Here is a 26,439-nt window from a genome sequence, read left to right on the forward strand (position 1 = left end):
TGGAGCCGGCCTTCGGCTGACACACTGTCGCCATGCGAATCGTGGTTCTGGCCGGCGGTATCGGCGGCGCCCGCTTTCTGCGGGGACTGAAGGCAGCGGCTCCGGACGCGGACATCACCGTCATCGGCAACACCGGTGACGACATCCATCTGTTCGGGCTCAAGGTGTGTCCCGACCTCGACACCGTGATGTACACCCTCGGCGGCGGCATCAACGAGGAACAGGGCTGGGGCCGCGCCGACGAAACCTTCCGGGTGAAGGAGGAACTGGCCGCCTACGGCGTCGGACCCGAGTGGTTCGGGCTGGGCGACCGGGACTTCGCCACCCACATCGTCCGTACCCAGATGCTCGGCGCCGGCTACCCGCTCAGCGCGGTGACCGAGGCGCTGTGCGACCGCTGGCAGCCCGGCGTACGGCTGATCCCGATGACCGACGACCGGGTCGAGACCCATGTCGCCGTCGACGAAGGCGACGAGCGCAAGGCCGTCCACTTCCAGGAGTACTGGGTGCGGCTGCGCGCCTCGGTGCCCGCCCACGCCGTGGTGCCGGTCGGCGCCGACCAGGCCAAGCCCGCACCGGGCGTGCTGGAGGCGATCGGCGCCGCGGACGTGGTGCTCTTCCCGCCGTCCAACCCCGTCGTCAGCATCGGCACGATCCTGGCGGTGCCGGGCATCCGCGAGGCCATCGCGGACGCCGGGGTGCCGGTCGTCGGCCTCTCCCCGATCGTCGGGGACGCCCCGGTACGCGGGATGGCCGACAAGGTGCTGGCGGCCGTAGGGGTCGAGGCGACCGCCGCCGCGGTGGCCCGGCACTACGGATCCGGGCTGCTGGACGGCTGGCTGGTCGACTCCGTCGACGAGGGCGCGGTGGCCGAGGTCGAGGCGGCCGGAATCCGCTGCCGGGCCGTACCGCTGATGATGACGGACCTGGACGCCACGGCCGCGATGGTGCGTGCGGCGCTGGCGCTGGCCGAGGAGGTCCGGGCGTGACCGGTGCCGCCGAGGTGCCCGCGTACCGGGTCTGGGCGCTGCCCGGGATCCCCGAGGTGCGGCCCGGCGACGACCTGGTCAAGCTGATCGCCGCGGCGGCGACCGCCGACGGGACGCCCCGACTCATCGACGGCGATGTGCTGTTGGTGACCTCCAAGATCGTCAGCAAGGCCGAGGGCCGGGTGGTGGAAGCCACCGACCGCGAAGCGGCGATAGACCAGGAGACGGTACGGGTGGTGGCCCGCCGCGGCCCGCTGCGGATCGTGGAGAACCGCCAGGGCCTGGTGATGGCGGCGGCCGGTGTCGACGCCTCCAACACCCCTTCCGGGACCGTGCTGTTGCTGCCCGAGGACCCGGACGCCTCGGCCCGCGCGCTGCGGGCGGGCCTGCGCACCACGCTCGGCGTCGACGTCGGCGTCGTCATCAGCGACACCTTCGGGCGGCCCTGGCGCACCGGCCTCACCGATGTCGCCATCGGCGCGGCCGGGGTGCGGGTGCTGGACGATCTGCGCGGCGGCACGGACGCGTACGGCAATCCGCTCAGCGCCACGGTCGTGGCCACCGCGGACGAACTCGCCGCGGCCGGCGACCTGGTGAAGGGCAAGGCGGCCGGACTGCCGGTCGCGGTCGTGCGCGGGCTGCCGCACGTCGTCGAGGCGGCGGGCGACGGTGACGGGGCACGCGCGATGGTGCGGAACGCCGAGGACGACATGTTCCGGCTGGGCACCTCGGAGGCCGTACGGGAAGCGGTGACGCTACGGCGTACGGTCCGCGCCTTCACCGGCGAACCGGTCGATCCGGCCGCGGTCCGGCGCGCGGTGGCGGCGGCGCTCACCGCCCCTGCCCCGCACCACACCACGCCGTGGCGGTTCGTCCTGCTGGAGTCGCCCGCCTCGCGCGAGCGGCTGCTGGACGCGATGCGGGACGCCTGGATCGCGGACCTGCGCGGCGACGGCAGGTCGGAGGAGTCCATCGCCAAACGGATACGGCGCGGCGAGGTCCTGCGGAACGCGCCGTACCTGGCGGTGCCGTGCATGGTGACCGACGGCGCGCACACCTACCCCGACGCCCGGCGGAACACGGCGGAACGCGAGATGTTCGTGGTCGCCCACGGCGCGGGCATCCAGAACTTCCTGATCGCCCTGGCGGGCGAACGCCTCGGCTCCGCCTGGATCTCCTCGACGATGTTCTGCCGGGACGTCGTACGGGACGTTCTGAACCTGCCCACCACCTGGGAACCCATGGGAGCCGTAGCCATCGGCCACGCGGACGCCCCTCCCAGAGAACGCCCGCCGCGCACGGCCGAGGAGTTTGTGGTGGTGCGTTGAGGTGGGGGTTCGTGGGGTGCGCTGAGGCGGGGGCGTGGGGCGCGCTGAGGTGGGGGGTCGTGGGGGTGCGTTGAGGCGGGAGGCTTCCGGGGGGCCGGGGGCTTCCGGGGCTTCCGGGGCTTCCGGGGACGGTCGGTCGTTGCGCGCATTGGCGCACGCTCGCGCCGCCGGTCACAGCCGGGCGATGTCCCCGACCGGGAAGCGGGGCGCGCGGCGCGGCGGGGTGATGCCCGACAGCAGGATCAGCCGGGCGGCTCGGTGCCGCTGGCCCTCGTAGGGCGCGAGGAGTTCGAGCATCTGCTCGTCGGTCGTGCCGCGGCGGCCCGTGAGGGCGTAGCCGATGATCTTCGGGAGGTGGAGGTCGCCGACCGTGATGGCGTCGGGGGCACCGAGGGCGCGCTGCAACGTCTCGGCGGCCGTCCAAGGGCCGATGCCCGGTATCGCCGTCAGCCGGCGGGTGGCGTCGGCGAGGTCCATCCGCGCGGCCTCCTCCATGCGGCGGGCGACCCGCACCGCGCGCAGGATCGCGTCGGAGCGCTTGGAGTCGACGCCGGCGCGGTGCCACTCCCACGACGGGATCAGTGCCCAGCCGCGCGGTTCGGGCATCACCCGCATCCGCTCCCAGGGGCCGGGCGCGGGCTCGCCGTGCCGCTGGAGCAAGAGGCGCCAGGCGCGGTAGGCCTCGTCACTGGTGACCTTCTGCTCCAGGATCGAGGGGATCAGCGACTCCAGGACCAGGCCGGTGCGGGCGAGCCGGACGCCGGGGTGGCGGCGGCGCGCCTCATGGACGATGCGGTGCCGGGCGGTCAGCTCCGTGGGGTCGTCGGACTCCCCCAGCAACGCCGGCAGTTGCTCCAGCAGCCAGTCGGCGCCGGGGCCCCAGGCCTCCGCCTCGACCCGGCCGGCGGACGGATCCGCCGCCAGGCGCAGCGTGCCCGGGCCGGCGGGCGTACGGCAGGCGCGCCACAGTTCGCCGCCGCGTGCCGCGAAGGCCGGGTCCCCGGGGCCGCGCTGGAGCACACACAGCGTGCGGTGGAGGTCGTACGGGCCGGGCGGGACCCAGGTGCGGGCGGACATGCGGCCAGATTAGGCGATGGGGTACGGGTGCCGGCCGGCCCTGGGTGGCGGCTGGGCCAGGCGGCGGGTGGGCCTCGGATTCAGCACACGTCTCGCGTCCGCGCCGGGGCGCGGGACGTTCTGCCGCAGCCTCGCGGGGCCGCCGCTCGGCCTCGCGTGCTGCCTCCTTACTCTCCGCAACGATTACGGAGAGTGATTGGTTCCTGGTGATGTTACAGGCTGTGACGGCGGGTGTGGGATCCGGCTGGAATGGGGCCGGGATCCGGCTGGGATCCGGCTGGGGTCTGGCTGGGATCGGGCTGGGGTCCGGCTGGGGTCCGGCTTACTGGTCGGAGGAGAAGCGGACCGAGCCGGCCGGGATGTGGGCGTCGCACCAGATGCGGATGCCGGCGCGGAGTTCGTTGTCGGGGCCGATGTGGGCGCCGTCGCCGATGACGGCGCCGTCGAGGATCGTGCGGGCGCCGATGTGGGCTCCGGCGCCGATCAGTGAGTCGCGGATCTGGGCGCCTTCCTCGATGACGGCGCCTTCGAGGACGGCGCTGCCGTCGATCCGGGCGCCGGGGCCGATGACCGTGCGGGCGCCGACGACGGTGCCGCCGGTGAGCTTGGCGTCCGTGGCGACGTCGGCGGTTTCCAGGACCAGGCGGTCGCCGCGGCGGCCGGGGACGGCCGGGGAGGGGGCGCGGCCGAGGACCAGGTCGGCGGAGCCGCGGACGAAGGCCTGCGGGGTGCCGAGGTCGAGCCAGTAGGTGGAGTCGACCATGCCTTGGAGGTGGGCGCCGTCGGCGAGCAGTCCGGGGAAGGTCTCGCGCTCGACGGAGACCGGGCGGCCGGCGGGGATGGTGTCGATGACCGACCGGTTGAAGACGTAGGCGCCGGCGTTGATCTGGTCGGTGACGATCTCTTCGGGGGTCTGCGGCTTCTCCAGGAAGGCGGTGACCCGGCCGGTGTCGTCGGTGGGGACGAGGCCGAAGGCGCGGGGGTCCTCGACCCGGGTGAGGTGCAGGGAGACGTCCGCGCCGGAGGTGCGGTGGGTGTCGACGAGGGCGGCGATGTCGAGGCCGGTGAGGATGTCGCCGTTGAAGATCAGTACGGGGTCGCCGGGGGCGGAGTGCAGCCGTTCGGCGACGTTGCGGATGGCGCCGCCGGTGCCCAGTGGTTCCCGCTCGGTGACGTACTCCAGGTGCAGGCCGAGTGCCGATCCGTCGCCGAAGTACGGCTCGAAGACCTCGGCGAGGTAGGAGGTGGCGAGGACGATGTGCTCCACGCCGGCGGCCCGGGCGCGGGCCAGCTGGTGGGTGAGGAACGGCACCCCGGCGGCGGGGACCATGGGCTTGGGTGTGTGCACCGTCAGCGGGCGCAGCCGGGTGCCCTTGCCGCCGACCAGAAGGATCGCTTCAGTCACCTTGTCTTCTCTGCTTCCTGCTGGGGTCGGCCGATCGGCGGACCAGTGTAGGCAGACGGTTTTCCGGTCGCCCTGTGGGACGTGGAACACGAGACGCACTTCGTCGTGATCGTTAGGACGCGTCAGCGGCCGGAATGGTTCATCGGTGCCTGCAACATGCACCACTTCAGACCCTCACAAACCCCCAAGTCCCCGCTGTGACCGGCCGAAACCGGGTCAGTGGCGCGTAATCAGCCGGGTCAGCGGCCTTGCAGTTGTGCGGCGGTGCGGCGGGTGGTGGCGAGCTTGTTGTAGAGGTGGGTGCCGGGGCAGTCGGTGGTGAAGCCGTCCCGGTGGCCGGAGATGGTGTGCATCCGGACCTTGGTGCCTTTGGGGTAGCGGTTGCCGCCGCCCGACAGCATGTGGATGGTGGCGCGGGGGTCGATGCTGTGGAGGCCGAGTTTCCAGGCGGTCAGGCGGGCGATGGCGTCGAGGGCGGGCTTGGGCGGTTCGTCGCCGGTGAAGGTGCCGAGGACGGCGATTCCGGTGCTGTCGTTGTTGAAGCCGAGGGTGTGGGCGCCCATGACGGGTTTGGCGACGCCGCCGGCACGGCCTTCGTAGACGGTTCCGCATCTGTCGATGAGGAAGTTGTAGCCGAGGTCGCGCCAGTGGTTGCTCTTGACGTGGAAGCGGTACATGGCGCGGATCAGTGAAGGGGCCTGTGCGCAGGTGTAGTTGTTGCCCGAGCCGCTGTGGTGGACGAAGGCGGCGCGCACGGTCTTGGTGTAGATGAAGGCCTTTTCGCGCAGTTGCTCGTCGGCGCCCCAGCCGGCGCGGGTGACGATGCGGGGGCGTGGTCCGACGTAGGTGTGTCCTGGGGGTGCTCCGTCGACGGCGGCGATGTCGTCCTGGGAGGCGGCTTGGTCGAGGGCGGGGATTTCGGTGGCGCCGAGGGGGGCGAACCGGGCGTTGGCGGCGGAGGCGGCGGCGGCTGCGGCGCTGAGCGGGACCGGGGGGTCGGCGGGTGCGGCGCGGTCGGTGGTGGGGCGGCTGCCTGGGTCGACGAGTTCGAGGCGGAGGCCGCCGGGGAGGGTGGCGGGTGCGCGGCGGTGGGTGTGGGGGGTGATGCGTAGTTGGACGGCGTTGGAGTCCCCGACCCAGAGGGGGGCGGTGCTGCCGCGGACGTCGCTGTGGTGGCGTTCGGCGGCGTCGAGGTCGGGGGCGTCGTCGTTGTGGACCTGGACGTCCTGCCAGTTGGACCAGTGGCGGCTGTTGGTGGCGCGGGTGCGGACCTGGACGCGGCCGTGGAGTTCGGCGTCGGCGTCGTCCCAGACGACGCCGAGGAGTGAGAAGGGCCGTACGGTGCGGGCGGGCAGTCCGAGGGTGTGGGGTGCGCCGGTGGTGTCGCGGTCGGTGTGCGGGGCGGTGGTGCCGGGGGTTGCCACGGGCAGGGACTGGGTGCTGCCGGGCAGGTCGTCGGCGCGGGCCGCGGCCGGGGCGGGGGCCGGTGGGCGGGCGGCGGTGGTGGCACCGGCGTCCGGCGCGAAGGGCAGGGCGAGGGCGGCGGTGCACGCCGCGCCGAGGCAGCTCGCGAGGAAGGGGCGCATGGACAGCATCGTGGACATGGCGGGACGGACTTCGCCAATGGTGATCTGACGGGGCATCGGCCGATCCGGTGTTGTGGTGTGCTGCGCCCGGGCCGCGGCCGGGCGGGGCCGCGCGTACCCTGGCGGCGATGAACGCCATCGATCGCACCCCTGCCGACCTGCTGGGTTCCGCGCTCGCCGCGGATCCGGCCCGCCCGCTGGTGACCTTCTACGACGATGCCACCGGCGAGCGCGTGGAACTGTCCGTCGCGACCTTCGCCAATTGGGTGGCCAAGACCGCCAACTATCTCCAGGGTGATCTGGCCGCCGGGCCGGGTGACCGGCTTGCGCTGCTGCTGCCGGCGCACTGGCAGACGGCGGTGTGGTTGCTGGCGTGTGCGTCGGTGGGGGTGGTCGCGGAGGTGGACGGTGATCCGGCCGCGGCCGATGTGGTGGTCGCGGGGCCGGACCGGCTGGATGCGGCGCGGGCGTGTTCCGGGGAGCGGGTGGCGCTGGCGCTGCGTCCGTTGGGCGGGCGCTTTCCGCAGGCTCCGGTGGGTTTCGCGGATTATGCGGTGGAGGTGCCGAGCCAGGGTGACCGCTTTGCGCCGTTCGTTCCGGTGGATCCGGGGGCGGTGGCGCTGGTGGTCGGTGGTGAGGAGCTGACGGGTGCCGGGGTCGGGGCCCGTGCGCTGGCCGATGCGCGGGCGGCGGGGATGCCGGAGGCGCCGCGGGTGCTGTCGGGGCTGCCGTACGACGACTGGCGGGGCCTGTCCTACGGGCTGTACGCGCCGCTGGCGACGGGTGGCTCGGTGGTGCTGTGCCGCCATCTCGGCCGGCTGGACGCGGAGGGTGTGGCGGGCCGGGAGGCCAGCGAGAAGATCACGTTCCGGGCGCCGCTGCCGGTGTTGTGAGGGCACTCCCCCGTCCGGCGGAGCGGAGGCGTCCGTGGCGGGCCCCTTCGCCCATTTAGGTCCATGCTCGTGAGTTACGTACAACCCTGCGCGGGTTTCGTCGGTCTCTCGTACCGTCCGGGCCCCGCGTGCGGGCGCGACGCCGACTCCGTGAGGGATGGACGTACAGGTGACCGATACTCCCGAGCCTCCCAGGTTCGCCGGCTGGGCCGAGCGCCCGGCCGGGGGGCCGGGGCGGGGCGGGAGGGGGCCGTCGCGCCGCAGGCACTGGCGGCGCTGGGTGGCGCTGGGGGCGGCGGGGGCGGTGCTGGCCGGGGCGGGTACCGGCTGGGCGCTGTATGTCCGGCTGAACGGCAATATCCACATCGACAGCGCGACCGAGCGGGAGCTGCGCAAGTGGGAGTCGGAGCGGCCTCCGGCGGGTCCGCCGAACGCCCAGAATCTGCTGTTGATCGGCTCCGACAGCCGTACGGGCGGTAACCGTAAGTACGGGCGGAGCCGTGGTCAGCGTTCGGACACCACGATGCTGCTGCATCTGGCGGCGGACCGGAAGAGCGCGACGGCGGTCAGTATTCCGCGGGATCTGATGGTGGAGGTGCCGCACTGTATGCGGGCCGACGGTGCGGAGACCGAGCCGCGGACGGCGCAGTTCAATGTGGCGTTCGCGGTCGGTGGGGCGGCCTGTTCGATCCGTACGGTCGAGAAGATGACCCATATCCGGATCGACCACTACATGATCATCGACTTCGTCGGGTTCAAGCAGATGGTGGATGCGGTGGACGGGGTGGAGGTGTGTCTGCCGCAGCCGGTGCGTGACGATGCGGCGCGGGTCCGGCTGCCTGCCGGCCGGCAGACGTTGTACGGGGAGGCCGCGCTCGGTTACGTACGGGCCAGAAAGGGGCTGGGCAACGGCAGCGACACACAGCGCATGGAGAGGCAACAACGATTTCTTGGTGCTCTGGTGAAGAAAGTGCAGAGTAATGGTGTCCTGCTCAATCCGACCCGGCTGTATCCGGTGCTGGACGCGGCGACGAGTTCGCTCACCACGGATGGTGCGCTGGCCTCACTGCGGGGCCTGTACGAATTGGTGCGCAGCACCCGTCGCATTCCCACCGAGCGGGTGCAGTTCCTGACCGTGCCGCGCCGGGAGTACCGCTTCGACGCCAATCGCGATGAGCTGGTGCAGCCGGACGCCGAGCGGCTCTTCGGGCAGTTGCGCAGGGATCTTCCGGTGGCGGTGGATCCCGCGCGGGAGGCCGCGGAGGAGCCGGTGCGGGCGGGCGGCGGTGGGGCGGACGGGAAGCCGGAAGGATCACCGTCGCCGTCGCCGAGTTCGGGTCCGACCTTTCCCGGGAGGACCGCTGAACGCGGGATCTGCGAATAAAGATGCCGCAAAGTACAGCTGCGACTCGAAGGGATTGGGCGGAATGCCCAGTTGTAGGGAAGTGGAATTTGTCACGAGCGTCGCGGGGCGCTGAACTGGGCGGATAGTGTGAGCGATCCGGTCGGCCCGTACGGCTGACCGATGACCATGCACCAAACCATGCACTGCACGATCGACCTACCGAGCGCCTTGAGGGGATGGCGCCGCGTGGCACCGACGGAGGACTCAAGGCACCGTGGACGCGCAAGGCCGTGGGCGGGCGGGCGACAACAACGTCGATCCCGCCGATCAGTGGGTGTTCGATCCGAACACCGGCAACTACGAGCTGCGGATTGACCCTGCCGGTCAAGCCGCGGCTCGGCCCGCCGACCGTACGGCGCCCGGCACCAGACGCGCCGCGCGCCGCCCCGGTGGCGAGGGCGGCGACACCGACACCCGGCCGCTGCCGACGCAGCGTGGCCGGCGCGGTGATCGGGCCGCGGACGGTGCGGAGGAGGCGCCGGCGGGCGGCCGTGCCGCGCGCCGGGCGGCCGGCAGCCGTACGGCGACGGCCTCGCCCTCGGCCGCGGGTCCGGCGAGCCGCCGCAAGCGCAAGCCGAAGAAGTCCGGGAAGAAGAAGGCGGTTTACTGGACGGCCGGTGTGCTGGGCTTCGTTCTGGTGGCCGGCTGCGGTGGGGCGTACTACCTCTACCAGCAGTTGGACGGCAACATCTCCAAGGTCGATGTGGGCGTGGAGAACGACGCGGTCTCCGACGGGCCGGTGAACGTGCTGATCATCGGTACGGACGCCCGTTCCGGTAAGGGCAATTCGGGCTACGGCGACGCCGGCAGCGTCGGGCACGCGGACACCACACTGCTGATGCACATCTCCAAGGACCGGACGAACGCCACCGCGCTGAGCATCCCGCGCGACATGATCACCGACATCCCGGACTGCCCGACGAAGCAGAAGGACGGCTCGAAGAAGGTCATCCCCGGCGAGCAGGGGGTGCGCTTCAACACCAGCCTGGGCCAGGCGGGCCGGGACCCGGGCTGCACCTGGCGCACGGTCGAGAAGATGACCGGGCTGAAGATAAACCACTTCATGATGGCCGACTTCAACGCGGTCAAGGAGCTGTCCAACGCGGTGGACGGTGTCGAGGTGTGCGCCGGCAAGGACATCAACGACCCGAAGTCGCATCTGCATCTGAAGGCCGGACGGCACATCGTCAAGGGTGAGCAGGCGCTGGCGTTCGTCCGTACCCGGCACGCGGTCGGTACGGGCAGCGACCTGAGCCGGATCGAGCTTCAGCAGCAGTTCCTCAGCGCGCTGATCCGGAAGCTGAAGTCCGACGCCTTCAGCAGCCCCGGCAAGCTCTATGACGTCAGCCAGGCGGCGACCAGGGCGCTGACCGTCGACACGGGTATCGGCACGGCGAGCAAGCTGCTGGACTTCGGCAATGACCTCAAGCGGGTCGACATCAACCGGATCACCTTCGCCACGGTGCCGGTGCTGGACAACCCCAAGGACCCGGCCACCGTCATCCTGAACCCGGCCAAGGCCGATCCGCTGTTCGCGATGGTGCGGGCGGACCACGCGCTGGCCAAGGGCAAGAAGGGCAAGGGCAAGGGCAAGAAGCCGGTGCAGAAGGCCGCGCCGGGGCTCGTCCGGGTCGATGTGAGCAACGGCGGCGGGCCGATCGGCTCGGCGCAGGAGACCGTGGACTGGCTCCAGAACATCAAGGGCGCCCAGCTGTCCACCAACGCCGGCAACGCCCCGGCGAAGCTGTCCGCCACGCGTCTCGAATACGCCCCCAACCAGGCCGACCAGGCTGCGACGCTGGCGGACTGGATGGGCCTGCCGAAGAGCGCGCTGAAGAAGTCCTCGCAGGACGCCGGTGACCGGGTACCGATGAAGCTCGTCCTCGGCAAGGACTTCAAGGCACCGGGCACGCCGATCACGGCGCCGACCGAAACCCCGGACGGGGTGCAGAACGTCAATGCGGATGACAAGAACGTCTGCGCCAAGTAACCCGCGCGGAATCCGCCCGGCCGCCTGCGCAGGCGCCGGGCGCACCACGCAATGGACAACGGGGAGAGGGCCCAATGCGGCAGAGCAGTGTGCGTGGTGACAGATCGCGGCGGCGTGGCCGGACGGACGCGCAGGAGCTGGGCTGGGACGACAGCCTGTACGAGGACAAGGGGCTGCCGCCGGACTCGCCCGGCTGGACGCCGCCGGAGGGCGGTGAGCCGGCCGGCGACGACGAGGTGCCCGAGGAGGGCGGCCACCGCAAGGGCGGGCGGCCGCGCCGCCGCAAGGGCCGCAAGGTGCTGCGCTGGACCGCGCTGACGGTCGCCGTGCTGATAGTGGGCGCGGCCGGCGCCGGCTACTGGTACTACGAGCACCTCAATGCCAACCTGCGGAAGGCGCCGCGGTCTTTGGGCGGCGGCGGTCTGAAGAAGCCGGACCCCAACGCCTTCGGGCAGAGCCCGCTGAACATCCTGCTGCTCGGTTCGGACGGCCGGGACAGCAAGAAGAACATCGAGCTGGGCGGCGCCCGGCAGGACGCGGACCGTAAGCCGCTCGCCGATGTCCAGATGCTGGTGCATGTCTCCGCCGACCGCTCCAACATGTCGGTGATCTCCATCCCGCGGGACACCCGGGTGACGATCCCCAAGTGCACCGACCCGAAGAGCCACAAGACGTATCCGCAGACCACCGGACCCATCAACGAGTCCCTCCAGTACGGCGGTCCGGGCTGCACCCTGGCCACCTGGCAGGAGCTGACCGGTGTGTACATCGACCACTTCATGATGGTCGACTTCTCCGGTGTGGTGTCGATGGCCGACGCCATCGGCGGCGTCCCGGTGTGCGTCGACAACAACGTCTACTCGCACGACAGCAAGGGCCACGGCAGCGGTCTGAAGCTCACCAAGGGCACCCACTCCGTCAAGGGCGTCCAGGCCCTTCAGTGGCTGCGCACCCGCTACGGCTTCGAGGACAACACCGACATCGGCCGGGCCAAGGCCCAGCACATGTACATGAACTCGATGGTCCGGCAGCTGAAGAAGGGCACCAAGCTCACCAACCCGGGGCAGCTGCGCGATCTGGCGGAGGCCGCGACCGATGCGCTGACCGTCGACGACGGCCTCGACACCGTCAAGAAGCTCTACGACCTGGGCGGCGACCTCAGCCGGGTGCCGACCAAGCGCATCACGATGGTCACCATGCCCTGGGTGTACGGGCCCGCTGGGGAGTACGTGCTGCCCAAGCCGGGCGATGCGGACGCGACGTTCGCGATGCTGCGCAACGACACCGCGCTCGACGGCAAGGACCGCAAGAAGAAGCCGGCGCCCGAACCGAAGCCGTCAACTCCCAAGAGCGAGCTGAAGGTTGTCGTGCAGAACGGCACCAACAGCACGGTGAACGGCCCCGCCTCGGGCCGGGCGTCCGTGGTCCAGCAGCAGCTGGCGGGCCTCGGCTACACCGCGGCGTCCACCAACACGGTGCTCACCTCCCAGGCCGACACCACCCTCACGTACCACGGCAAGGCCCACCGCGGCGATGCGCTGGCGGTGGCGAAGGCGCTCGGTCTGCCCAAGGGCGCGGTGCGGGAGTCCAGTTCGGCCACCGGTATGCAGCTGGTGATCGGCAACGACTGGCGCAGCGGCGCCACGTACCCGAAGAAGCCGGACGACGGAAAGTCGGCGGACAAGGCTCCGGACAGCGCCGATGCCCTCAACGGCGAGGACACCAAGGCCTGTATGAAGGTGAACCCGGACTACACGTTCTAGGGAGGTCTTCCCGGTCGTGCCGGGCCCGCGTCGCCGCCGGCGGGCGGGCCCGGTCCGGCTATTCGGCCGCCGGGGCCAGTACTGCCGGGCGGCGGCTGGCGATGACCTTCTTGGCGAGGGAGCGGGGGCTGGTGAGGAAGCCCACGCCCCAGGACATGTGCATGGTGGCCAGGGCGAGGGGGATCTGGGCCCGGGCCTTGAGTGAGAGGCCCTTGCCGGCGGGGAGGGAGCCGGCGGTGATGGCCGCGAGGTAGCCGGCGGGGACGACGAGGCCCCAGGGGGTGACGGCCGCGCCGATCACGAGGCCGGCGGCGATGGCGCAGACGGCGGTCGGCGGGGCGAGGTAGCGCAGGTTGATCGAGCCGGCGTGGTAGCGGGCGACGACATGGCGCCACTTGCCGTAGTCCTTGTACTGCTTGGCCAGCGCCTTGATGTTCGGGCGGGGGCGGTACTGGACCTTCAGTTCGGGTGAGAACCAGATCTGGCCGCCGGCCTCGCGGATGCGGAAGTTCAGCTCCCAGTCCTGGGCGCGGATGAACTCCTCGTTGTAGCCGCCCTGCTGTTCCAGGGCCTCGCGGCGGAAGACGCCGAGGTAGACGGTTTCGGCGGGGCCGGCCTGGCCGCCGGTGTGGAAGGCGGCGTTGCCCACGCCGATCCTGGAGGTCATCGCGGCGGCGACCGCGTCCTCCCAGGCGTTCTCGCCCTCGGCGTGCATGATGCCGCCGACGTTGGCCGCGCCGGTCTCCTCCAGGAGGCGTACCGCGGTGGCGATGTAGTTGGCGGAGAGCATGCCGTGGCCGTCGACGCGGACGACGATGGGGTGCCGGGAGGCCTTGATCGCGGCGTTGAGCGCGGCGGGGGTGCGGCCGGTGGGGTTGGGCACGGTCTGCACCCTGGGGTCCTCGCGGACGAGTTCGGCGGCGATCTCGTCGGTACGGTCCGTGGACGGGCCGAGGGCGATCACCACCTCCATCTCGCCGGCGTACTCCTGCTCCAGGATGTGCCGGACCGAATTGCGCAGGTGACGTTCCTCATTGAGCACCGGCATGATCACGGAGACGGCCGGGGGCTGCTGCTGCGGCATGGTTCCTCGGGGGTACGGGCCGTGGCGCGCCGCCAGCGACGGCAGCGCCCGCCGGGAGACTGCAGAATCGCGCCTCACGTTACCGCGTATGGGGGACACCGTCGGACGCAGCCGGGTGGGAGGGCGCCCGATGCCCGGCGTGTGGGGCTTTGCAGCAGATCGTATCGCCCTATGGTGTCCTCGCCGCCTTCGTCCCCACCCGTCCGTTCCCGACCGCTCCCCCGCCGGGCGCCGCTCCTGCCCGGCCAGCCGCGGAGGTGTCCCCCGTGACCGCGCCGTTCCGCTCCCCCCGCCCGGCCCGGCGCCCGGCTGCCCGGCCCGAGCCGCGCCGTCGGCCGGGGCGGCGGTGGGGGCTGCGGATCGGGGCCGCGGTCTCCGTGCTGCTGCTGGGGGCGAGCGGGGTGGGGCACGCGATGGTCACGGGCGTGGAGAGCGGTATCGGGCGGGTGGACGCCTTCCAGGGGATGAGTGACCGGCCCGGGGGCGGCGACGGGCTGAACTTCCTGGTGGTCGGGACGGACGGGCGGGACAGGCTCACCGAGGCGGAGAAGGCGACGTACCACCTGGGGGGCGCGCCCTGTCACTGCACCGACACGCTGATGCTGGTGCATCTGTCCGCCGACCGGGACCGGGCCAGCGTCGTCAGCCTGCCGCGTGACTCCTACGCCGAGGTCCCCGCGCACACCGACGCGGTGACCGGCAGACCGCGTCCGCAGCGCGCCATCAAGCTGAACGCGGCGTATGCGGAGGGCGGCCCCAGCCTGACGGTGCGGACCGTGGAGCACATGACGGGGGTGCATATCGACCACTATCTGGAGGTCGACTTCACCAGCTTCATGCGGACGGTGGACGCGGTCGGCGGGGTGGAGATCTGCACCGCCCGGCCGCTGCACGACAGCTATACGGGCCTGTCCCTGCCGGTCGGCAAGACGCAGCTCAACGGCGGTCAGGCACTCCAGTACGTGCGCTCGCGGCATATCGACGGCTCCGCCGACCTCGGCCGGATGCAGCGCCAGCAGCGCTTCCTGGCCGCCCTCATCCACAAGATCACCTCCTCCGGAGTGCTGATGAACCCGATCCGCTTCAAGGACGTCGCCGACACGATGCTGAAGTCCGTACGCGCCGACTCCGGCTTCGGCGCCAACGACCTGGTCGACCTGGGGCAGGCGATGCGCGGCTTCACCCCGTCGTCCTCGGAGTTCACCTCCGTACCGCTGGCCGATCTGGCGCAGCCGGTGCCGGGCGTCGGCTCGACGGTGCGGTGGGACCCGGTGGCGGCGCCCAGGCTCTTCCAGGCGATCCGTGAGGACCGGCCGATCGCGGTGCACCACGCCCGCAAGGAGCCGCGGGCCACCGTCGTCGACGTACCGCCGGGCCGGATCCAGGTGCGGGTCAGCAACGGCAGCGACCGGGCGGGGCTGGGCGCGGCGGTGGCCAGGGAGCTGCGGGCCACCGGGTTCGCCACGGTCGGTGTCCCCGGCAACTCCACCATCGGCAAGGTGGGCCGTACGGTCATCGCCTACGACCCGCGCTGGGACCGCTCGGCGCGCTCGCTGGCGGCGGCGCTGCCGGGTGCCGAGCTGCGGCCGGTGGCCGGGCAGGGGCCGGTGATGCAGGTGACGGTCGGCCGGGACCATACGGCGGTCAACCGGGTGCGGGCCGAGGAGCCGGACCGGAAGCCGGGCGGGATCGCGGCGATCACCGGCGATGAGGCCGTGTGCCCATGAGCGAGCGCGGTGCGGGAGTCGTCGAGTGGTGTGTGCCGCGCGGGTGCGGGGCCGGGCGCAGTGAGGTTTCGGTATGAGTGTTCCCGCGCCGCGGCGCACCGCGCCCCGGCCGCCCGTGCGCCGGCCGGAGGCCCGTCACTCCGCCCGCCGGGCCGTGGTGGCGGTCGCGGCGATGTGTCTGGTGGCGGCGACCGCCGCGGCGGCCCAGCCGACGCCGGACGCCCCGACGGGCTGTGGGGACCTGGTGCGCGGTCAGCTGTGTCTGCGCGGTCCTGTGGGGTCCGACGGGATCTATGCGGCGACCTACCGGCGGCAGGGGGCGGCGGCCGGCCTCCGCGAGATCACCGTGCGGCTGGGCTATCAGCGCAAGAACGCCCGGATCACGGCGTTTCCGGGCTGGTTCGGCACCCGGCGGACGCGGGGTGGCGCGGTCGGGCTGAGCGGCCGGGTGGAGATGCTGTCGGACGAGTGCATCCGGGGCGTGATGGAGCGCGGGGAAACGGTCTATGTCACCAAGTGGAGCTGCAACTGATGTCCGGGATGCCCGGACTTTCGTGAAAGGTGCGCATCGTGTGGCAGGTTGTGCTGGGCATCACCCCCACCACGGTGACGCTCTTTCTCCTCGCGGCGCTGGGCGTGGCGGCGGGCTTCGCGGTGTGGGCCACCCGTGCCCCGGCCGGCGGCGCCCCGCGCACCACCGCACGGCTGTTGCTGGCGGGCTGGCTGCTGCTGCTCCTGGTGGCGACGCTGGCGCCGGCCCAGCCGATCGGCTCGGGGGACGCGACGGTGTGGTGGCGGCCCGGTGAGGGGCTGTTCGACCTGGGCGCCCAGCTGGAGCCGGGGGAGCTGACGATGCTGGTGCGGCGGCAGACCGCCAATGCCGCACTGTTCGTGCCGGCGCCGCTGCTGCTGCGGTTCGCCGCGCCGGGTACGTCGGTGGCCGCCGCGTTCCTGATGGGGGTGGGGCTGTGCCTGGCGATCGAGACGGCGCAGCTGCTGATGAGGGCGGGGCGGATCGCCGATATCGACGATGTGCTGTGCGCGGCGGCCGGCACCGTGGTCGGCGCCGGCCTGGCGCTGCTGGGACAGCTGGCGGTGGCCGCTATGCGTCGTCGAGGCCTTCCGCGGCGCGCCGTTCGCGCAGTTCCATGATGGCGCGGCGCCGGGCGAGGCGGTGCGTACGGCGGATCTGCGCCTCCTGGTAGCGGCGCTGGTCCCGTTCGGTCTCGGGGAGCACCGGCGGCACCCGGCGCGGTTTGCCGTGTTCGTCGACGGCGGCGAAGACGAGATAGGCGGAGCCGACCTGCTGGGGCGGGCTGGATTCGTTCCAGCGCTCGGCCAGGACCCGTACGCCGACCTCCATCGAGGAGCGGCCGGTCCAGTTGACCTGGGCGCGGACATGCACGAGGTCGCCGATCCGGACCGGTTCGAGGAAGGCCATCTCGTCCATGGAGGCGGTGACCGCCGGTCCGCCGGAGTGGCGGCCGGCCACCGCGCCCGCCGCGTCGTCGACCAGCTTCATGATCACGCCACCGTGCACCGTCCCGAGGAGGTTTGTGTCGCCGGCCGTCATGATGTGGCTGAGTGTGATGCGGGACACGGAGGTGGGCTTGCCCAGGAGCTCACCGTCGGGGTCGTGGGTGACGAGTTCGGTCATGCAGCCAGCGTAAGCGGGGACCGCGGGGCGCCTGCGCACTCGTGGGGTGACACAGGTCTCCCGAGGTACGTGAGTCATGTCTCCCGGCCGACGCCGGAAACCTTCCGGAATGAATGCTTCCGGTCGCCGCGTCGGGATGGTCACGGCCCCTTCAGATATGGGGCGGAAGGCCGCCGTAGCTTTGCATCAGCTCTGCAACAGCCCTGGCCCGATCCGGCACCCGCCCTATTGGAGGGCACCTCGGGCCGTGCACACTTCCCCGTATGAATGAGTGGCCCAATGGGTGGTCCGGCGACCAGAGCGGCAACCGGTACGGACGCGGCAGCGGCAGCGCCCAGCCGGAGGGAGCGCGCGCCATGCCCCAGGTGCGGCGCGACACAGCCCCCGGCTATCAGCGGCAGGAGCCTCCGCTCCCGCCGTCGATGTCCCCGCGCAGGGGCGCGACCGTGCCGCCGCAGCAGTCCCAGGGCTACGACGACGGATATGACGACGGTTACAACACCGGCCAGGTCTACGGCGGCGGCCGGGGCCACGGCGGCGGTGACGACTACGACGACGGCTACGGCGGCCGCCCGCGCCCCCGCTGGGGCCGGCGCATCAAGTGGACCGTCATCACCCTCGTCACGGTGCTGCTGGTCGCCTCGGTCGCCACGTACTTCTGGGCCGACGGCAAGCTCCGCCGCCAGGTCGACCTGAGCAAGGTCATCGACCGGCCGGAGGAGGGCGACGGCACCAACTACCTGATCGTCGGCTCGGACAGCCGCGAGGGCATGTCCGCCGAGGACAAGAAGAAGCTGCACACCGGCTCGGTCGACGGCAAGCGCACCGACTCCATGATGATCCTGCACGACGGCAGCAACGGCCCGACGCTGATATCCCTGCCGCGCGACTCCGACGTGGAGATACCGTCCTTCGTCGGCTCGGACTCCGGCAAGAAGTACCCGGGCACCGGGCGGCACACCAAGCTCAACACGCCCTACTCGGAGGACGGCCCCGAGCTGCTGGTACGCACCGTCGAGTTCAACACCAAGCTGCACATCGACCACTACGTCGAGATCGGCTTCGCCGGGTTCGCCAACATCGTGGACGCCATCGGCGGCGTCGAGATGAACATCCCCAAGGCGTTCAAGGACAAGTGGTCGGGCGCCGACTTCCCGGCGGGCAAGCAGACCCTCAACGGCCAGCAGGCGCTCGCCTTCGTCCGCACCCGGCACGCCTTCTCCGGCAGTGACCTGGACCGTACGAAGAACCAGCAGAAGTTCCTGTCCGCGCTGGCCAGCCAGACCGCCACGCCCGGCACGATCCTCAACCCGTTCAAGCTCTACCCGACGATGGGCGCCGGCCTGGACACCCTCATCGTCGACAAGGACATGAGCCTGTGGGACCTGGGTCAGATGTTCTTCGCGATGAAGGGCGTCACCGGCGGGGAGGGCAAGTCGATGAACATGCCGGTCTCCGGCTCCACCGGCGGCAACCTGGTCTGGGACAAGGCCAAGGTTCAGCAGCTGGTCCAGCAGTTGAACAACGACGAGAAGGTCACGGTCGACTAGAAGACGGGACCAGTCGAACGCGTATGACTTACAGGGTTGGGCCTCAGTGGCGAACTGAGGCCCAACCCTGTAAGTCCGCAGGAAGCGACGCTCGCGATATTCGCTGCAGCCCCGCCCCCTAGGGCTTCGTAACCCTTAGCGCTCGTTGACGGCCCAGCCTTCGTAACCGCAATCCCATATCTTGCCCGTGCTCTTGTCCCCTACACAGGCTCGGAAGTGTACGGTTACACCCTTCGGGATGCCGCTTTCATGCTGGGTACAGTCCCCATTGCCGCCCGAAGCCCAGATGGTTTTAGAGCCTCCACGCCACCGGTACTTCCCCACACCGGAATGGTGTCCGGCGACCTGGTCACAGACCACCTGGACACCCTTCCTTATGGAGTAGAAGTCGGCGGAAGACCAGCCATTCTCGCTGTACACCGTATCGCCCGGCTCGGCCGAAGCAGGACCGATGAGTGATGTGGCAGTAATGGCAGCGACTACGCCTGCAACCGCCGCAGAGTAACCAAGTGCGCGACGCACTATTCCTCCCCCAAAAAAGAAATCACAAGGGAAATTTCGCGAGGAATATTCCCCACCCGCATTTAGCTTCACCCTACACCCGGCTCAAGACTCACTCCCAGCACTTTATGATCGGTTCGTCTTGTTTCGAGTTGGTATCGGCGAGTTTTCCATCCCGAGCTGCACGAGAGAACTTTCGGCGAGGATCTCGTCGGCGGTCGCGGTCCAGGTGAAATGCTTCGCTTCCGCGTTCCGTGAGGGCATGTGGCCGCGGATCCGCGTGACCGGGGCGTGGGCGCCGGAGAACGTGCGGTGGCGGACGGACCTCAAGCCCATACGGAAGGCCCCCGGCACAACGCTGGGGGCCTTGTCGTCCGTACCGGCCAACCGAGAGTCGATCACGACTTCCGGAGCGCCCGACGGGGTAGCTGACCTGCGGAAAACCTACTGCGGCAGGTTGCGCGCCATGACGATGCGCTGCACCTGGTTGGTGCCCTCGTAGATCTGGGTGATCTTGGCGTCCCGCATCATCCGCTCCAGCGGGTAGTCACGGGTGTAGCCGTAGCCGCCGAGCAGCTGGACGGCGTCGGTGGTGATCTCCATGGCCGCGTCGGAGGCGTAGCACTTGGCCGCGGCGCCGAAGAAGGTGAGGTCCTCGCCCTTGCCGCCGGCCGATATCCGCTCGGAGCGGGCGGCCGCGGCGTAGGTCAGCTGACGGGCCGCCTCCAGCTTCATGGCCATGTCGGCGAGCATGAACTGCACGCCCTGGAAGTCGCCGATCGGCTTGCCGAACTGCTTGCGCTCCTGGACGTAGCCCTTGGCGTAGTCCAGCGCGCCCTGTGCGATGCCGAGCGCCTGGGCCGCGATGGTGATGCGGGTGTGGTCCAGGGTCTGCATGGCGGTGGCGAACCCGGTGCCCTCCGCGCCGATCATGCGGTCGGCGGGGATCCGGACGTTGTCGAGGTAGACCTCGCGGGTCGGCGAGCCCTTGATGCCGAGCTTCTTCTCCGGGGCGCCGAAGGAAACGCCCTCGTCGCCCTTCTCGACGACAAAGGCCGAGATGCCCTTGGAACGCTTCTCGGGGTCGGTGACGGCCATCACCGTGTAGTACTCGCTGACACCGGCGTTGGTGATCCAGCGCTTCACACCGTTGAGGACGTAGAAGTCGCCGTCCCGTACGGCCCGGGTCTTCATGCCCGCCGCGTCCGAACCGGCGTCCGGCTCGCTCAGGCAGTACGAGAACATCGCGTCGCCCGAGGCGAGCGGGCCCAGGTACTTCTTCTTCAGCTCCTCGGAGCCGGAGAGGATCACCGGCAGCGAGCCGAGCTTGTTGACGGCCGGGATCAGGGAGGACGACGCACAGACCCGGGCGACCTCCTCGATGACGATGACGGTGGCCAGCGCATCGGCGCCGGCACCGCCGTACGCCTCGGGGACGTGCACCGCGTGCAGGTCGTTGAGGGTCAGCGCGTCACGCGCCTCCTGCGGGAAGCGGCCCTCCTCGTCCACCTCGGCGGCGAACGGCGCGATCTTCGCCTCGGCGAGCGAGCGCACCGACTCGCGGAGCATGTCGTGCTCCTCCGACGGCCGGTACAGATCGAAATCAGCGGTTCCCGCCAAGGTCTCTCACTCCCCTGTGAGCTAAGTGCAACTGCAATGTGCTAACTACCGTTAAGTAACCCGTTTCCTCTCCGGATTCTAGGCGCCGGACCCGGCCTGCGGATACGTGAGGTTGCCGACAGTTACGCACCCGCCCGGGCATGCCCGGAGGAGGCCGTTCACCGCCCGACTATGCTCGGTCAGCGCCGTTTTCCCCGTCAGCGTCTGGAGCGTCCATGGCCCTCAAGATCACCGTGATCGGCACCGGGTACCTCGGTGCCACGCACGCCGCGGCCATGGCCGAGCTGGGCTTCGAGGTGCTGGGGCTCGACGTGGTCCCCGAGAAGATCGAGATGCTCCAGCGCGGCCAGGTCCCGATGTACGAACCGGGCCTGGAGGAGCTGCTGCGCCGCCACGTCGCCGGGATCGAGGGCTCCACCGGCCGGCTGCGCTTCACCACCTCCTACGAGGAGATCTGCGCGTTCGGCGATGTGCACTTCGTCTGTGTGAACACTCCGCAGAAGCACGGTGAGTACGCCTGCGACATGTCGTACGTGGAGCGCGCCTTCGGCTCGCTGGCGCCGCATGTACGGCCGGGTGCGCTGGTGGTCGGCAAGTCCACGGTGCCGGTGGGCAGCGCGGCCCGGCTCGCCGAACTGCTGCCCGACGGGGTCGAGCTGGCCTGGAACCCGGAGTTCCTGCGCGAGGGCTTCGCCGTCGACGACACCCTGCACCCGGACCGGATCGTGGCCGGCGTGGCCGGCGAGCGCGCCGAGGAACTGCTGCGCGAGGTGTACGCCACGCCGATCGCCGAGGGCTCGCCGTTCATCGTCATGGACTACCCGACGGCCGAGCTGGTGAAGACCTCCGCCAACTCCTTCCTGGCGACGAAGATCTCCTTCATCAACGCGATGGCGGAGGTCTGCGAGGCCGCCGACGGCGATGTGGTGAAACTGGCCGAGGCCATCGGGCACGACGAGCGGATCGGCAAGAAGTTCCTGCGGGCCGGCATCGGCTTCGGCGGCGGCTGCCTGCCCAAGGACCTCCGGGCCTTCATGGCACGCGCCGGTGAACTCGGCGCCGACCAGGCGCTGACGTTCCTGCGCGAGATCGACTCGATCAACATGCGGCGCCGCGGCCACATGGTCGAGCTGACCCGGGACGCGGTCGGCGGCGGCTTCCTCGGCAAGCGGGTCGCCGTCCTCGGCGCCACCTTCAAGCCGGACTCGGACGACGTACGCGACTCCCCCGCGCTCAACGTCGCCGGCCAGATCCACCTCCAGGGCGGCCAGGTCACCGTCTACGACCCGAAGGGCATGGAGAACGCCCGGCGGATCTTCCCGACGCTGGCCTACGCGGACAGCGCGCTGGAGGCCGTGCGCGGCGCGGATGCGGTGCTGCACCTGACGGAGTGGCGCGAATTCCGCGAACTGGACCCGGCGGTCCTGGGCGAGGTAGTCGCCGAACGCCGCATCCTGGACGGCCGCAACGCCCTCGACCCCCAGCTGTGGCGCAAGGCGGGCTGGACTTATCGGGCCCTGGGGCGCCCGTCCGCGTAGCGGTTCTTGCCCCACGTTGTCGGCTTTCCCGCCGTGTGGGTTTGCCGCCGTTGCGCCTGGCGGCGGGCGTGGGTTTGTCGGGTGCGGTGCCGCTCCTCCGGACTTCGTCCTGCGGCGCGGCCCCTCCCGTGAGTGGGTGGTAGAGGCCGGTGGGGGTGCACGTGATCTCTTACGTGCACCCCCACCGGCCTTTCCCTTCCCCACAACGGGAGGGGACGGGCCGGAGGGGCCTTGTTTGTGGACGTAAAGCGAAGCAGTCCACAAACAAGGCGCCGGAGGTCCGTCACCGCACCCGACAGCCCCGCGCAGCGGCACAGCCCGCCGCAGGCGCAACGGCGAACAACCACCACGGCGGGACAGCCAAAAACGTGGGAAGGCCCCCCAACGCGTGGGAAGGTAAGGGGCATGAGCCTCATCACGTTCGGTGTTGTCGTACTGGACTGTCCCGACCCGCGGGCGCTCGCCGGGTTCTACGCAGAGGTGCTCGACTGGCGGGTGACCGGAGGGGACGGCGACTGGGTCGAGGTGGCCGGGCCGGACGGGCGCGTGCTCGCCTTCCAGCGGGCCGAGGGCTACCGGCCGCCGCAGTGGCCGGGCCAGGACGTGCCCCAGCAGTTGCACCTCGACTTCGACGTACCGGCGTCGCGGATCGACGAGGCCGAGCACAAGGTTGTTGCGCGCGGCGCCAAGCTCGTCCAGCACGACGAGGGCGTGCGCGACTTCCGGGTCTATCTCGACCCGGCCGGGCACCCGTTCTGTCTCTGTCTGAAGTAGCCCCGCCAGGGGCAACGGCGGGACGAGGCACGGCGGGAAAGCGACTACGTGGGAAGGCCGTCGAGCGCAGCGATCGTGGCGTGGGACGGGCCGCGCCGCTGCTGCTCCTCGCGTGCGACGTCCTCCGCGGCGCGCAGTACCCGCACCGCGTTCTGCCATGTCAGCTTGGCCAGGTCGGTCTGTGACCAGTTGCGGTCGAGCAGTTCGGCGATCAGGTTCGGGTAGCCGGCGACATCGTCGAGGCCGTCCGGGGTGAAGGCGGTGCCGTCGAAGTCGCCGCCGATGCCGAGGTGGTCGATGCCGGCGACCTCGCGCATATGGTCGAGGTGGTCGGCGACGGTGGCGGCGGTGGCCTTCGGTCGCGGGTTGGCGGCTTCGAAGGCGCGGTGGACCGCCATCCCGGCCTCGGTGGTGTCGAGGTGGTGCAGGCCGTGGGCGCGCATGTTCTCGTCCGCGCGCCGGGTCCACTCGACGGCCTCGGGGAGGACGAACTTCGGTACGAAGGTGGCCATCGCGACGCCGCCGTTGGCGGGCAGCTGGGCCAGCACGTCGTCGGGGATGTTGCGGGGGTGGTCGCAGACCGCGCGGGCGGAGGAGTGCGAGAAGATCACCGGCGCGGTGCTCACGCGCAGCGCGTCGCGCATGGTGTCGGCCGAGACGTGCGAGAGGTCGACCAGCATCCCGCAGCGGTTCATCTCGCGGACGATCTCCTCGCCGAAGGCCGACAGGCCCTGGTGGCGGGGCTCGTCGGTCGCGGAGTCGGCCCAGTCGATGGTGTTGTTGTGGGTGAGGGTCATATAGCGCACGCCCAGCTGGTGCAGTGCGCGCAGGGTGGCCGGGGAGTTGTTGATGGAGTGGCCGCCCTCGGCACCCATGAGGGAGGCGATCCGGCCCTCCGCGCGCGCCGCCTCCATGTCGTCGGCGGTCAGTGCGAGGCGCAGCTCGCCGGGGTGGCGGGCGACCAACTGCCGTACCACATCGATCTGTTCGAGGGTGGCGCTGACCGCCGTATCGCCCGCGTAGTCGGCGCGTACGTAGACCGACCAGAACTGCGCGCCGACGCAGCCGGCCCGCAGCCGCGGCAGGTCGGTGTGCAGATGCGCGGACTGGTCGGTGGCGATGTCGCGGCGGTCGAGGTCGTAGCGGACCTGCTCGCGCAGTGCCCAGGGCAGGTCGTTGTGGCCGTCGACGACGGGCCAGCGGGCGAGCAGGTCCCGGGCGGTGTCCCGGGAGGAGCTCACTTGGCGCCGCCGAAGCCGAAGCCGTCGGGGTTGGCGACCTTGGTGCGCAGCCGCTTGCCCTTCTCGGTGGCCTGCTCGTTCAGTTCCTGCTGGAAGTCCCGCATCCGGCCGAGGAGTTCGGTGTCGTGGGCGGCGAGCATCCGGGCGGCGAGCAGTCCGGCGTTGCGGGCGCCGCCGACCGAGACGGTGGCGACCGGCACCCCGGCCGGCATCTGCACGATGGACAGGAGGGAGTCCATACCGTCCAGGTACTTGAGCGGTACGGGGACGCCGATGACCGGGAGCGGGGTGACCGAGGCGAGCATGCCGGGGAGGTGGGCGGCTCCCCCGGCGCCCGCGATGATCACCTTCAGGCCGCGGTCGGCGGCGTCCTCGCCGTACGCGACCATCTCGCGCGGCATGCGGTGCGCGGAGACGACATCGACCTCGTGGGGGATCTCGAACTCGGCGAGGGCCTGGGCGGCGGCCTCCATGACGGGCCAGTCGGAGTCGGAGCCCATGACGATGCCGACCACGGGGGAGCTGGTAATCATTCGGTGATCGTTCCTCGCAGGTAGCCGGCGGCGTGTGCGGCGCGCTCGCGCACATCCGCCAGGTCGTCGCCGTAGGTGTTGACGTGTCCGACCTTACGGCCGGGCTTGACGTCCTTGCCGTACATATGGATCTTCAGCTGCGGGTCCCGTGCCATGCAATGCAGATACGCGGTGTACATGTCGGGGAAGTCGCCGCCGAGGACGTTGGCCATCACCGTCCAGCGGGCGCGCGGGCGCGGGTCGCCGAGCGGGAGGTCGAGCACGGCACGGACGTGGTTGGCGAACTGCGAGGTGATCGCGCCGTCCTGGGTCCAGTGGCCGGAGTTGTGCGGGCGCATGGCGAGCTCGTTGACCAGGATGCGGCCGTCGGCGGTCTCGAAGAGCTCGACGGCCAGGTGGCCGACGACGTCGAGCTCCTTGCCGATCCGCAGCGCCAGCTCCTGGGCCTGGCCGGCGAGCTCGGGGGCGAGGCCGGGTGCCGGTGCGATCACGGTGTCGCAGACGCCGTCGACCTGGATGGACTCCACGACGGGGTAGGCGACCGCCTGGCCGTGCGGGGAGCGGACGATATTGGCCGCCAGCTCGCGGGTGAAATCGACCTTTTCCTCCGCAAGGACGGGTACCCCGGCGCGGAAGGGCTCCTGGGCCTCCTTGGAGGATCGTACGACCCAGACTCCCTTGCCGTCATAGCCCCCGCGGACGGTCTTGAGGACCACCGGGAAACCGCCGAGGCGCTCCGCGCCGCCCCCGCTGATCTCGGCCGCGAAGCGCTCCACATCGGCCGGGTCGGAGACGATGCGGTGGCGCGGGCACGGGACGCCGATCGCGTCCAGCTTGGCGCGCATCACCCCCTTGTCCTGGGCGTGCCGCAGCGCCTCGGGGCCGGGCCGCATCGGGATGCCGTCCGCCTCCAGGGCCCGCAAGTGCTCGGTGGGGACATGCTCGTGATCGAAGGTGATCACATCGCAGCCCCGCGCGAAGGCACGCAGCGTGTCCAGGTCGCGGTAGTCGCCGATGACGACATCGCTGACCACCTGGGCCGCCGAATCCTGCGGAGTGTCGCTGAGGAGCTTGAACTTGATGCCGAGGGGGATACCCGCCTCGTGGGTCATACGGGCGAGCTGACCGCCGCCCACCATGCCGACTACCGGGAAAGTCACGCCCCCAGGGTATCTGCACGGCACCGCTGCCCCGACCCCGGCTTGGATGATCCTCTGAAGTCACACGTTCGAAGTGGTGCGGCCGAAGAGCGATGCGGGGCGGCGAGGGGGCCGGAACCGCGCATTAGTGTCGGGTACGGGTGTGCGACGGGTGCCGGGCTCCGGCCCGGCCAAGGGGAGGCCGGATGGAGCACGGCGGCATAGCGAGGGGCGTCAGGTCAGGGGTGATCGCCGTGGCGGTCGCCGGACTGCTGATCGCCCTGCACTCCGTTTTCAGCCAACTCTCCGCGCCGAAGGTCTTCGGCGCGGGGGACACCGAGATCGCGGTCTCCGCCGGGGACCGCTTCAGCGTGCGGGTCGCCGACGACCCGGCCGACGGCTACCGCTGGATCATCGCCGACCCCCGCCCCGATCCGCACGTCCTGAAGGCCACCGGCGGGCGCCAGGTCCCCGACGGTGCGCCCCCGACGGGTGACGGGCCCGTCCGCTACCTCGACTTCGAGGCCGTACGTCCGGGCCGCGCGGACTTACGGCTGCTGCGCTGCCGACACTGCGCCGGCGGCGCAGCCGACGAGCCGGGCGCCCGCACCCTCAACTTCCGTGTCCGGGTCGGCTGAC

General features: G+C 70.9%; 22 protein-coding genes. 13 read left to right on the forward strand and 9 right to left on the reverse strand.

Translation table 11 applies throughout. The features are described from left to right. The first annotated feature begins 32 nt into the window (after nucleotides 1-32). Together cofD and ACZ55A_RS12220 are read left to right on the forward strand one after the other, a co-directional pair. Nucleotides 33-989: a 2-phospho-L-lactate transferase gene (cofD, locus tag ACZ55A_RS12215; RefSeq protein ID WP_468838025.1), complete on the forward strand. Its 957-nt coding sequence runs from the start codon at nucleotides 33-35 to the stop codon at nucleotides 987-989. Beyond that, nucleotides 986-2,317 carry a coenzyme F420-0:L-glutamate ligase gene (locus tag ACZ55A_RS12220; RefSeq protein ID WP_468838027.1) on the forward strand — a complete coding sequence of 444 codons (1,332 nt, stop codon included), beginning with the start codon at nucleotides 986-988 and terminating at the stop codon, nucleotides 2,315-2,317. The genes cofD and ACZ55A_RS12220 overlap by 4 nt, the downstream gene beginning before the upstream one ends. Before the next feature lie 171 nt (nucleotides 2,318-2,488). On the opposite strand, the gene ACZ55A_RS12225 is transcribed toward ACZ55A_RS12220, so the two are convergent. From ACZ55A_RS12225 to ACZ55A_RS12235, 3 genes are all read right to left on the reverse strand, one after another. Continuing rightward, nucleotides 2,489-3,394 (reverse strand): DNA-3-methyladenine glycosylase family protein, encoded by a 906-nt coding sequence (locus tag ACZ55A_RS12225; RefSeq protein WP_468838029.1) that lies wholly within the window; start codon nucleotides 3,392-3,394, stop codon nucleotides 2,489-2,491. A 322-nt stretch (nucleotides 3,395-3,716) separates the two neighbouring features. Beyond that, nucleotides 3,717-4,799, reverse strand: a complete 1,083-nt coding sequence (gene manB, locus ACZ55A_RS12230; RefSeq protein ID WP_468838031.1) for a mannose-1-phosphate guanylyltransferase — start codon at nucleotides 4,797-4,799, stop codon at nucleotides 3,717-3,719. A 239-nt stretch (nucleotides 4,800-5,038) separates the two neighbouring features. Then, nucleotides 5,039-6,403, reverse strand: coding sequence for a peptidoglycan recognition protein family protein (locus tag ACZ55A_RS12235; protein WP_468838033.1), 1,365 nt, complete (start codon nucleotides 6,401-6,403; stop codon nucleotides 5,039-5,041). Between the two features lie 110 nt (nucleotides 6,404-6,513). Here ACZ55A_RS12235 and ACZ55A_RS12240 point away from each other — a divergent pair, with 110 nt between their 5' ends. The 4 genes from ACZ55A_RS12240 to ACZ55A_RS12255 all read left to right on the forward strand — a co-directional run bounded on the left by ACZ55A_RS12240 (nucleotide 6,514) and on the right by ACZ55A_RS12255 (nucleotide 12,436). Further along, complete coding sequence (locus tag ACZ55A_RS12240) at nucleotides 6,514-7,278, forward strand: TIGR03089 family protein (protein ID WP_468838035.1); 765 nt, start codon at nucleotides 6,514-6,516, stop codon at nucleotides 7,276-7,278. Nucleotides 7,279-7,435: 157 nt separating this feature from the next. After that, nucleotides 7,436-8,662 carry an LCP family protein gene (locus ACZ55A_RS12245; RefSeq protein WP_468838037.1) on the forward strand — a complete coding sequence of 409 codons (1,227 nt, stop codon included), beginning with the start codon at nucleotides 7,436-7,438 and terminating at the stop codon, nucleotides 8,660-8,662. Nucleotides 8,663-8,897: 235 nt separating this feature from the next. Next, entirely contained in the window at nucleotides 8,898-10,673 is a 1,776-nt protein-coding gene (locus tag ACZ55A_RS12250) for an LCP family protein (RefSeq protein ID WP_468838040.1), read from the forward strand. 74 nt (nucleotides 10,674-10,747) lie between these two features. Further along, on the forward strand, nucleotides 10,748-12,436 hold the full coding sequence (locus ACZ55A_RS12255; RefSeq protein ID WP_468838042.1) for an LCP family protein: 1,689 nt from the start codon (nucleotides 10,748-10,750) through the stop codon (nucleotides 12,434-12,436). 58 nt (nucleotides 12,437-12,494) lie between these two features. Here ACZ55A_RS12255 and ACZ55A_RS12260 read toward each other — a convergent pair whose 3' ends face one another. Beyond that, complete coding sequence (locus ACZ55A_RS12260) at nucleotides 12,495-13,520, reverse strand: glycosyltransferase family 2 protein (RefSeq protein WP_468838044.1); 1,026 nt, start codon at nucleotides 13,518-13,520, stop codon at nucleotides 12,495-12,497. Between the two features lie 266 nt (nucleotides 13,521-13,786). Between ACZ55A_RS12260 and ACZ55A_RS12265 the strand changes: the two genes are divergently transcribed. The 3 genes from ACZ55A_RS12265 to ACZ55A_RS12275 all read left to right on the forward strand — a co-directional run bounded on the left by ACZ55A_RS12265 (nucleotide 13,787) and on the right by ACZ55A_RS12275 (nucleotide 16,399). Continuing rightward, nucleotides 13,787-15,247: an LCP family protein gene (locus ACZ55A_RS12265; RefSeq protein ID WP_468838046.1), complete on the forward strand. Its 1,461-nt coding sequence runs from the start codon at nucleotides 13,787-13,789 to the stop codon at nucleotides 15,245-15,247. A gap of 73 nt (nucleotides 15,248-15,320) precedes the next feature. Beyond that, nucleotides 15,321-15,779, forward strand: coding sequence for a hypothetical protein (locus ACZ55A_RS12270; RefSeq protein ID WP_468838049.1), 459 nt, complete (start codon nucleotides 15,321-15,323; stop codon nucleotides 15,777-15,779). A 38-nt stretch (nucleotides 15,780-15,817) separates the two neighbouring features. Next, the gene (locus ACZ55A_RS12275; RefSeq protein ID WP_468838052.1) at nucleotides 15,818-16,399 is read left to right on the forward strand and encodes a VanZ family protein; all 582 of its coding nucleotides are present in this window, start codon (nucleotides 15,818-15,820) and stop codon (nucleotides 16,397-16,399) included. Here ACZ55A_RS12275 and ACZ55A_RS12280 read toward each other — a convergent pair. Beyond that, entirely contained in the window at nucleotides 16,350-16,904 is a 555-nt protein-coding gene (locus tag ACZ55A_RS12280) for an acyl-CoA thioesterase (protein ID WP_468838055.1), read from the reverse strand. The two genes, ACZ55A_RS12275 and ACZ55A_RS12280, sit on opposite strands and share 50 nt — an antisense overlap. Nucleotides 16,905-17,167: 263 nt before the next feature. Between ACZ55A_RS12280 and ACZ55A_RS12285 the strand changes: the two genes are divergently transcribed. Beyond that, on the forward strand, nucleotides 17,168-18,454 hold the full coding sequence (locus ACZ55A_RS12285) for an LCP family protein (RefSeq protein WP_468838058.1): 1,287 nt from the start codon (nucleotides 17,168-17,170) through the stop codon (nucleotides 18,452-18,454). A 945-nt stretch (nucleotides 18,455-19,399) separates the two neighbouring features. Here the strand turns inward: ACZ55A_RS12285 and ACZ55A_RS12290 are convergent. Further along, a complete protein-coding gene (locus tag ACZ55A_RS12290; RefSeq protein ID WP_468838061.1) occupies nucleotides 19,400-20,575 on the reverse strand; it encodes an acyl-CoA dehydrogenase family protein in 1,176 nt (391 codons plus the stop codon). Nucleotides 20,576-20,790: 215 nt separating this feature from the next. Between ACZ55A_RS12290 and ACZ55A_RS12295 the strand changes: the two genes are divergently transcribed. Next, nucleotides 20,791-22,113, forward strand: coding sequence for a UDP-glucose dehydrogenase family protein (locus tag ACZ55A_RS12295; RefSeq protein ID WP_468838064.1), 1,323 nt, complete (start codon nucleotides 20,791-20,793; stop codon nucleotides 22,111-22,113). 405 nt (nucleotides 22,114-22,518) lie between these two features. Continuing rightward, nucleotides 22,519-22,887: a VOC family protein gene (locus ACZ55A_RS12300; RefSeq protein ID WP_468838067.1), complete on the forward strand. Its 369-nt coding sequence runs from the start codon at nucleotides 22,519-22,521 to the stop codon at nucleotides 22,885-22,887. 44 nt (nucleotides 22,888-22,931) lie between these two features. Here the strand turns inward: ACZ55A_RS12300 and ACZ55A_RS12305 are convergent, their stop codons facing one another. Genes ACZ55A_RS12305 through ACZ55A_RS12315 form a run of 3 tightly spaced genes read right to left on the reverse strand, consistent with a single transcriptional unit; the run spans nucleotide 22,932 to nucleotide 25,800 of the window. Continuing rightward, nucleotides 22,932-24,128: a dipeptidase gene (locus tag ACZ55A_RS12305; RefSeq protein WP_468838069.1), complete on the reverse strand. Its 1,197-nt coding sequence runs from the start codon at nucleotides 24,126-24,128 to the stop codon at nucleotides 22,932-22,934. Beyond that, nucleotides 24,125-24,661, reverse strand: a complete 537-nt coding sequence (gene purE, locus ACZ55A_RS12310; protein ID WP_468838071.1) for a 5-(carboxyamino)imidazole ribonucleotide mutase — start codon at nucleotides 24,659-24,661, stop codon at nucleotides 24,125-24,127. Before purE ends, ACZ55A_RS12305 begins: the two co-directional genes overlap by 4 nt. After that, nucleotides 24,658-25,800 (reverse strand): 5-(carboxyamino)imidazole ribonucleotide synthase, encoded by a 1,143-nt coding sequence (locus ACZ55A_RS12315; protein WP_468839109.1) that lies wholly within the window; start codon nucleotides 25,798-25,800, stop codon nucleotides 24,658-24,660. The genes purE and ACZ55A_RS12315 overlap by 4 nt, the downstream gene beginning before the upstream one ends. A 206-nt stretch (nucleotides 25,801-26,006) precedes the next feature. Here ACZ55A_RS12315 and ACZ55A_RS12320 point away from each other — a divergent pair, with 206 nt between their 5' ends. Then, a complete protein-coding gene (locus ACZ55A_RS12320) occupies nucleotides 26,007-26,438 on the forward strand; it encodes a protease inhibitor I42 family protein (RefSeq protein ID WP_468838074.1) in 432 nt (143 codons plus the stop codon). Nucleotide 26,439 lies beyond the last annotated feature (1 nt).

It is taken from the genome of Streptomyces sp. NPDC034111 (assembly GCF_055575375.1).